At 33.2% G+C, this 8,170-nt stretch carries 11 protein-coding genes; 6 read left to right on the top strand and 5 right to left on the bottom strand.

Translation table 11 applies throughout. From position 1 onward, the window contains the following. Positions 1-579: 579 nt before the first annotated feature. Entirely contained in the window at positions 580-1,293 is a 714-nt protein-coding gene (locus HMPREF0014_RS25110) for a hypothetical protein (RefSeq protein ID WP_006581718.1), read from the bottom strand. A 455-nt stretch (positions 1,294-1,748) separates the two neighbouring features. Between HMPREF0014_RS25110 and HMPREF0014_RS25105 the strand changes: the two genes are divergently transcribed. From HMPREF0014_RS25105 to HMPREF0014_RS25085, 5 genes are all read left to right on the top strand, one after another. Then, positions 1,749-2,633 carry a MobA/MobL family protein gene (locus HMPREF0014_RS25105; RefSeq protein WP_006581719.1) on the top strand — a complete coding sequence of 295 codons (885 nt, stop codon included), beginning with the start codon at positions 1,749-1,751 and terminating at the stop codon, positions 2,631-2,633. A 282-nt stretch (positions 2,634-2,915) separates the two neighbouring features. After that, positions 2,916-3,233, top strand: coding sequence for a hypothetical protein (locus tag HMPREF0014_RS25100; protein WP_020992415.1), 318 nt, complete (start codon positions 2,916-2,918; stop codon positions 3,231-3,233). A 527-nt stretch (positions 3,234-3,760) separates the two neighbouring features. Further along, positions 3,761-4,117, top strand: coding sequence for a type II toxin-antitoxin system RelE/ParE family toxin (locus tag HMPREF0014_RS25095; RefSeq protein WP_000269904.1), 357 nt, complete (start codon positions 3,761-3,763; stop codon positions 4,115-4,117). Beyond that, entirely contained in the window at positions 4,110-4,412 is a 303-nt protein-coding gene (locus HMPREF0014_RS25090) for a helix-turn-helix domain-containing protein (protein WP_001129974.1), read from the top strand. The genes HMPREF0014_RS25095 and HMPREF0014_RS25090 overlap by 8 nt, the downstream gene beginning before the upstream one ends. After that, positions 4,405-4,614, top strand: coding sequence for a hypothetical protein (locus HMPREF0014_RS25085; protein ID WP_000069474.1), 210 nt, complete (start codon positions 4,405-4,407; stop codon positions 4,612-4,614). The genes HMPREF0014_RS25090 and HMPREF0014_RS25085 overlap by 8 nt, the downstream gene beginning before the upstream one ends. Before the next feature lie 64 nt (positions 4,615-4,678). On the opposite strand, the gene HMPREF0014_RS25080 is transcribed toward HMPREF0014_RS25085, so the two are convergent. Next, positions 4,679-5,065: a hypothetical protein gene (locus tag HMPREF0014_RS25080; protein ID WP_006581720.1), complete on the bottom strand. Its 387-nt coding sequence runs from the start codon at positions 5,063-5,065 to the stop codon at positions 4,679-4,681. A gap of 113 nt (positions 5,066-5,178) precedes the next feature. On the opposite strand from HMPREF0014_RS25080, the gene HMPREF0014_RS25075 reads away from it, so the two are divergent. Further along, a complete protein-coding gene (locus HMPREF0014_RS25075; RefSeq protein ID WP_020992414.1) occupies positions 5,179-5,535 on the top strand; it encodes a hypothetical protein in 357 nt (118 codons plus the stop codon). 209 nt (positions 5,536-5,744) lie between these two features. On the opposite strand, the gene HMPREF0014_RS25070 is transcribed toward HMPREF0014_RS25075, so the two are convergent. The 3 genes from HMPREF0014_RS25070 to repM all read right to left on the bottom strand — a co-directional run bounded on the left by HMPREF0014_RS25070 (position 5,745) and on the right by repM (position 8,028). Next, complete coding sequence (locus HMPREF0014_RS25070) at positions 5,745-6,272, bottom strand: plasmid pRiA4b ORF-3 family protein (RefSeq protein ID WP_002124964.1); 528 nt, start codon at positions 6,270-6,272, stop codon at positions 5,745-5,747. Between the two features lie 217 nt (positions 6,273-6,489). Then, on the bottom strand, positions 6,490-7,020 hold the full coding sequence (locus HMPREF0014_RS25065; RefSeq protein WP_006581721.1) for a plasmid replication DNA-binding protein: 531 nt from the start codon (positions 7,018-7,020) through the stop codon (positions 6,490-6,492). 78 nt (positions 7,021-7,098) lie between these two features. Further along, positions 7,099-8,028, bottom strand: a complete 930-nt coding sequence (gene repM / locus HMPREF0014_RS25060) for a replication initiation protein RepM (RefSeq protein ID WP_005065049.1) — start codon at positions 8,026-8,028, stop codon at positions 7,099-7,101. Between the last annotated feature and the right edge of the window lie 142 nt (positions 8,029-8,170).

Here is an 8,170-nt window from a genome sequence, read left to right as displayed (position 1 = left end):
GGGTCGATAAACCTAGTTTTATGGGTCGATAAACCTAGTTTTATGGGTCGATAAACCTAGTTTTATTAACTCTAAAACTATTATGAATAAAGGGTTACAGCTTACTTAAAAGCATTTAAAAGATTAAAAATAATTAAAAGCCCAGGTAAAGAAAAATTGCCCTTGGTTTTCGCTTCGCTCAAACTCTATTGAACTTCGCTTTCGCTCAGTTCGTCGGGGCAATTTTTTGGTAAGCACTTACGTGATTTTAAAAAAAGCAAAAGCAACTCGGAATTCGCTACGCTCATAAAACCTTTTTACTCGCTACGCTCGATCTAGACTCAAATTTCTACAACTTTTCTATGCTTATTTAGGTTTCACAGCCTAAAAAGCGGTTTTTCAGGGAGTCTAGGCAAAATTTTCCAAGGATCGCTCGTAGACACTCACTTTGTTCTTATCGGTAAAATCAAATGATCTCCAAAATACTCTAATTTGCGTTTAGAGCACTCTAATTTTTTTATTGATGGGGAATATAGGTTTAGGCTAAAAAAGGCATATACGGCTTCAACAGTGTATTTAAACCCTATTATTTGAGTCAATCTAAGCTTTATTGAAAGGATTCCTTGGATCTTCTTTGGCTTGCTTAATCAATTTCTCCATTTCATATAGCGATTTAGCCGATAAAATATCTGTTTTTCTATTTTGATCCAGGCTAAATGCATTGTTCTTTTCTGCTCCGGATTGTGCTTGCTTAAATAAATCGAGCATTCGATCTAAATCTTGGTTTGAATTTGATCGCTCTAAACCGCTTTGTTCCAATAAGTTTAAATATAGTGATCCGATAAAATATTTAATGTGGTCTTGCTGTTTTCTTAAAGATTTACTAAGGGGGGCCTGGTTATATTTCTCAGGGTTTAAAACTCGTTCGACCTTCGCTGTAATATTCTTTTCAGAAGTCTGATTTCTTTTAATTTTTAAAACTTCATTTAATGCATCATGCATTGCAAAGTAAGCATCAATATCTGTTTTTTTACTTAATTCTAGAATATTCAATTCTAATTTTTTTAATTTCTGTGGCTCGGTTTTTTGGATCAGTTGTAATTGAACTATACGTTTATTATAAGTATTGCGCTCATAACGACATCGTTGAATAAGTTTTAAATCTTCTTCATTCAGTTGTTTCATTGATTCTCGTTCAGAAATCATTGCTAAAAAAGCATCTTGCATTCGTCTTTTAAACGGCAGCGCTCGAATATGTTTATCCAAATCGATGATTTCTTGTTGTGTTAAGGCAAATGTTTTTCTACCGGCCAAAGCGCATTTCCTGATTTTGGGTATCTAAATTGATGTTAGCGGAATTCTGATGGTGTTGAAACAATATTTTATGTTATACATAAAATATTGTTTATCTCGTTTCCGTGTCTTTTTTTAACAATGATTGCTAAAGCAATCATTGTTAAAAAAAGACACTTCTACTCGCTCCTGCGGAGGCTACACAACCCACTGATTTAATTATTAAATTATGAGTTTTTCTTCGGGTTTTAACGGTATTTTTCTTAATGGTGAAAAAGTAAGCAATGTCTGCCGTTACAAGAAATGGGAAAGGGGTGCAACAAGAAAAACAGCGAATTTTAGACGAGTGCAACAAACTTTTTTGATGAAATATCGATGTTTGCAACAAGAAGAGACTGCTCTCTGCAACAAGAATTAGCCCCTTGTTACAAGAAAATTTGCTGTTTCGTTACACGTAATTTGTTTGAGGTGAACTGATGTTTTATTTAAATCTAAAGCATAATATTAAAAAAGAGCAGAGTTCTCTGAATGCATTCCATTATTTAACTCGGACGGCACATTTTGAAAATCAAAAAGACAATGAAAAATTAGAGTTTATACGGTATGGAAATATGCCCAAATGGGCAGAAAATAAACCAAAACTTTTTTGGAAAAGTGCTGATCAATTTGAAATTTCCCGGGGAAGAACAAGCTCTACTTTAACCATTGCTTTACCAAAAGAGTTAATACTAGAACAACGAGCAGAATTGGTTCAGAAGTTAATAGATCAGTTTGCCGGACAATATCAATTTCCTTATACCGCGGTCATTCATAATCATCCCAGTGAAATTACTGGAGAGGATCAACCACATTTACATTTGATGTATTCAGAAAGAACAATTTCAGATGATATTGAACGACCACCAGAGCAGTTTTTTAAACAGTATCGTCCTAAAAATCCAACTCAAGGTGGTGCGCAAAAGTTAACAGCTGATGCATTAGGTTTTGGGCGAAATCAGGTCAAAGTATTCCGTGAAAAAACTCAAGAATTAATGAATTTGTTTTTAGAAAAATATGCACCAACTAAAAAAGTAATGGTCTATGGTATAGAAATTGAAGTGAAAAATCAGGTCAGTTGCCTATCTAATGACGATTTCAATCAAAAATTCGGGACCAAATTACAGGATGTACCACAAATCCCTCGATGGAAACTTTATAGCGCTGATCCAATTATTCAGCTTGATGTTGAAGCTCAAAAAAACACAATTAAAAAAATTAGAAATCAGAACAATGCTGAACTTTATGGCAAGGAATATGATTTAGAAATATCTAGACGCCATGTGCTTACTCAGAAAAAAGATCCAGGCTTTAGCTTAGATTGATTTTTATAAGTGGAAAATTTGTGTTTTTGATTCAGATCCATAAGGAAAACCTAGATTTTTGCCCATAAATGTAAAATCTAGGTTTTTCGCATAAGGCGTAGTATGTTAATAATATAAATTTTTAAAAGCATATTGATTTAATAATAGAAAAATTATCAGAGTAGGGTATGTGTAAAGTAAACGTTCAATTATCAACCAACAATGATTAAAGATTTATATCTTATATGTGTTAATTTTATTAACATATATCTACCAAATTAATAATGCCTTAAGTGAAATAATATGCTAGGTAAACATCATCATTTTTTAAAAAAATTTTCGATCAGTGATGCTGCTATAGCGTATAAAAAACCTCGCTCGACTATACTTAAATATATAAGAAGCGGAGATTTTGAACTTGACTACAATAACTTGATTGAATATAGCCAGTTAGTTAAAAAATTGGGTGAAATTACTTCCCCTATACGGGACGAAAGAGATGAACAAATCAAAAAACTAAAAGATGAAATTATGCATTTAAAAAAGCAACTTAATTTTTTTAAATATACTTCAATCTCAAACAAAAATAGATTATTAATTTCTCATAAAGACCCCATTTAACATAATGGGTATTATCCGAAATGGCCCTTTAAGTTTACTTTAAGATCAACAACTTACATTGAGTTAAACCCCTGGAACGATCTCGTTTAACCGATTTAGAAATAAATCGGTTTTTTTATATTCAATTCTGATACTTCTTGCCAATAAAATTGGTTAAAAAATAATCAAAAATACCAATTCCATAGAGTTTGTAAGCCTTTTTTACCCAAAAGAATCCACAATTTATGCGGATAACCATTGGGATAAATTTTGATTATTTTTTGTACGTTTTGGCTTACAGCGTTTCACGAAATTGTCTGTATCTATCCCCCGATGAAGCTCTTATGATCGATCTATATGGACAGGATGTTCAATGACTTAAAACAACAATAATAATCAGTCAGGCACCATGACCATCAGGTAGTCAGCCCTACCTATGCGCTCCATACCGAAAAATCCCGACATGACGTCGGGATTTTTTATTGCCATTTGCAAAGTCATTCAATCAGATTTAATATATAGACTGTAATCTATATTGTGATTGTAATATGTGGACAGTCATTACAACGGATCTGTTTAATGAATGGCTTGAACAGCAAGATGAAGCAACACAAGAGAAAGTCTTAGCTGCATTGGTTGTTCTACAACAGCAAGGGCCTAGTTTAGGTCGTCCTTTAGTAGATACCGTCTACGATTCTAAATTTACCAATATGAAGGAACTACGTGTTCAGCATCGTGGTAAACCGTTAAGGGCATTTTTTGCATTCGATCCCCTAAGACAAGCGATTGTGCTGTGTATTGGTGATAAGAGTAATAAAAAGCGTTTTTATACAGAGATGCTAGCAATTGCAGATGAGCAATACGCACTTCATCTCTCAACTTTAGGAGATCAATCTAATGGCTAAGAGCTTACAAGAATTATTGGCTAGTCGCTCTCCAGAGAGTCAAGCTCGTATTCAAAAAATGGCTGATGAATTACTTTTAGAAAGTCAGCTTCACCTTATCCGAGAAGAGTTAGAAATTTCCCAGAAAGAACTAGCTGCAACCCTTGGAATTAAACAGCCGTCATTATCAGCAATCGAAAATCGTGGTCATGATCTTAAAATTTCAACGATGAAAAAGTATGTTGAAGCAATGGGTGGAAAACTTCGTATTGATGTAGAGCTTCCAACAGGAAAACACATAGGATTTAATGTCTAATAATAAACCTTTGAAAAATAGTACTAAATTACTTGTTAATCTGGACAAGTTTATATTTTTAGTCAATGCTGCCGATAGCCTAGAAGAAATTGAAATTATTAGAGATTTATGCTGTGAATATTTTTCACATTGTAAGAGGCCAAGCTATTACATTGATATTTTTGACAATGCTTATTGGATAAAATATTACGAAATAGCTTAATCCTTCTAGATTCGCATAAGAGTTTTTATGTTAAATAGCCCTCAACAGAGGGCTATTTTTAATACTAAAAATTACATGCTTTTAAGACATAAGGATTTAATGCATTTGATATAGAATCATTAATAGTAAGTTTTGCAACCACACGATTATTTTTAATTACTATCGGTGGATTTAAAGAGTATGCATTAAATGGAGAATAGCTATTGTACTCATTGCCATATTTACTGTAGGTATTCCAAATAGAATTTGAAGAATATTCCCCACCATACTTTCCATATTCGTTGAAAATAGAATCACTGTCATAAGATGAAGATATTTTTCCTAAGTATTTTTTCTCAGTATCAGAGGAAATAATGATAGCCCCTTCAATATAATCACAAAATTCTCTCAAATCAGATGCGTTACTTTGTAAACTGATTAATAATCCAAGTGTTAAAGTTAGTTTTTTCATTTTTATTGCTTAAAAAATTTATAAGATTATATATCAATATAGAAATTGTATAAAATATCATTAAATTTAGCTATGGCTAAGAAGCCTGATACTTTTACTTTAAGGGGTGGGATATGAGAAAAATTTATTTATTACTTAGTTCTGCAATCTTAACTGGTTGCTCTACTGTAGGATACCAAACGGCTGGACATAACGGAAAACTATATTATATACCCACACAATGTGAAAAGTATTCATATTCCTATGATGATCCAGATACTATTTACTGTTATCACAAGGGAATAGCAACTGGAGAAGTTGTTAAACCAGCAGATAGTCAGCAAGTTGAAAATTATTACATACAACGAGAAGCTAATCGTAAAGCTTGGGCAGATCTCAATGAAAGTTTAAAAAATTTAGCACCTAAGACAACGAATACAAATTGTTATAATTATGGCTATGCTGTAAATTGCACTTCAACTACTTATTAATCTGAATTCATTTCGAATTGAAAACTGTTTTGCTTAAATAGTATGTAGTAGTTTTTTGAAGATTTCCTAAAATTAACATAATACACGTTATATGAAGTTGAAAAATTAAGACTAAATATTTGATTTTTACATATTTTTTAAAATTTAAAGCCTAGACTTCGGTTTAGGCTTTTTTCATTTCTTATAACAACCATTATGTTAAATCAGGTTTAAAACTTAATATCATGTGAATTAAAGTAGGTCGGATCAAACTCTATCTCTCCTATTTCATCCTCGATAATTTGCATGTAATCGTCATATCTTGGATGTTTGGGTTCTTGTAATGCATCTAAAATATCAAGATATCCAAAAATTCCTCCAATATCTTCAAATGGAGCATGATTTTGACCATCTATACAACATGGATATTTTTTATTTAAATCAGGAGATTGTCTGCTTTCTACAGTAATCAAATGTTCCCAACAATCGCCAAAATCATATGTATATATAATTTTTTTACCTACACGTAGAACTTCTTTCAATTTTTGTCTTTTATTGATCTTTTCATGCTTAATAGTCGTGAATTCATGTAAATGGCTATCTTCCCAATCAAAAGCAGATTGAATTGCCTTATGGAGCCTAGATAAAGTAGCTGCCGATGAAATTTGAATAGTTCTCCAGATTTCAGGATCACTGCCTAGCAGACTAATTTTTAATTGAAAAACTTCATCAGAAGATTTGAGCTTTACAGTTCCCATAACAGCCTAGTTCTCAAAAAATAGTTTTAGTAAATCTAAAATTAACATAATACACCTTATACGAAATGCGTTATAATTCTCTTGAAAATTCAACGCTGTAGTTTCTTTTTTGCCCAACCTCCCCAAGGTGGGCTTTTTTTTTATGATTTTTCACGTTCCACGCTTATTATTTAATCAAAGTTTCACGACTTTATTCATATTAATTAAACAATCGTGGTTAATCATAGGGTCTAAAAAAACGGCTCCAAAAGCCTCTTTTCTCAGGCTCTGGTTCAATGTGCTCTGGCACTGGAATCCGCTTATTTTCCCTCCGCTCTGGAGTAGTCAATCCGTCATGTTTAGCTTCTGCTGTGTCAGGTTCGGGATCTGGTTTGGCTATGCTGGGTTGCACTAATTCTTGATCGGTAAACGTAGTCATATTAGGTTTTGGGGCTTCTAATAGGCGTTGCATCGTTTCAATTTGGTTCTGATAGAAAGATTCCCGATCTTTGGCATCATCAAGCTGGTTTTTCAGCATGTCTATCTGCTGTCTAAGTAGTAAAACTTCTGCCGAATTTGGACTGTCTATTTTTACAGGTTCTTTTACATCCTCTTTTTTGACAGGTTCCCCGAAAACACGGATAGCCTCGGCTAGATCGATCTTATTCTGGGAATTTTTACTTAAAATTCCTTTCTTTATGTTGTTGTAAATCGTTTGTCTATTGATATTGTAAAGCTTAGAAAGCTCGAGAACTGTAAGGCTTTTCATGTTGTAAATCTATGCCTAAACCTGTCAAAAGTTGTTGTCTATTAGACTGTCTAATAGACAAATGATCAAGTTTAAATTTTAGGCAGGTGCAAAGCCAACTTTTTGAAGATAAGGGAATAATTCTTGGAATTTTTGATAATCTTGGAGCATTTCTGCAATGCGTATAGCAAATTGTTGGAAGCTTTCGGTGCCTTCTGAATATTGCCCCATCTCAGGTAATTCAGAAAGTTTGTTGGCAAAGAGATGACGTTGTTTATCACTCATTTTGGTGAAAAGGGCTAATGTATCCGTTCCCTTAATTACTTTGTCAGAGTTGGTTTTTTTCTGCTTAAAACTGAAAGAAAAACCGGAAATTGAACGTCCTTTTTTATGTTGTTCATATTTAGCCGTTATATCGGTTAACTCATTTACTTGCTTGAGGGCAAAATCTAAAACATACGTTTTAAAATTACTCATTGTTTTGTATTGATGAGCTTCGACACCAAGTTGTTGTCTAAAGATCGATAGATCAAAAATTGGCGTTTTACCAGCAGATCTCCATTGAATTAATAACTCGTATAACCGAATAGCATAAGAGCTAGTTAATCTCGAAACCTGCTCCAATTCATATTTAGTAAAGTTTTCTTCCAGTCGAGTTATGAGTGGAACAATGTCTTGCGTGAAACGTAGGAAAACGATCCCGGATTGAGGTTCATATCCAATTTTATCGACCCAACGACAGTGAAAGCTACGATCCTTACCAGTCTTAGGATTAATGTCATGATACGTGACATAGCGATCAAACAAGCTTTTAGATGCATCCCGAAGCACGGTATAAGCAGTGTGTTTCTCGACATTAAAGGTATTGATATAACTACTTGCATGTACTTCTAAAAGGCTATTTTCAGTTATCCCGTGCCCTGTTTCCCGAGCTTCAGCAATGGCTAATAGGATCAGCCTTTGTTCAACTGTATCTAGGGTATAGCTAGCTTGAATTAAAGCATTATCCTTTACAATTAATTCACTCATTTCTAATAATAAATTTATAATTAAACTAGGTTGTACAATAGACTATTTTAATTGAATTGTAAATCGACTTAATTTGGGGTCGATAAACCTAGTTTTATGGGTCGATAAACCTAGTTTTATGGGTCGATAAACCTAGTTTTAT

Origin of the sequence: Acinetobacter sp. RUH 2624 (assembly GCF_000162375.2) — a bacterium.
In the GTDB taxonomy this organism is placed as follows: Bacteria; Pseudomonadota; Gammaproteobacteria; order Pseudomonadales; family Moraxellaceae; genus Acinetobacter; species Acinetobacter nosocomialis.
The sequence above is the reverse complement of the archived record's forward strand: the minus strand, read 5'-3'. Positions and strand labels throughout refer to the sequence as shown.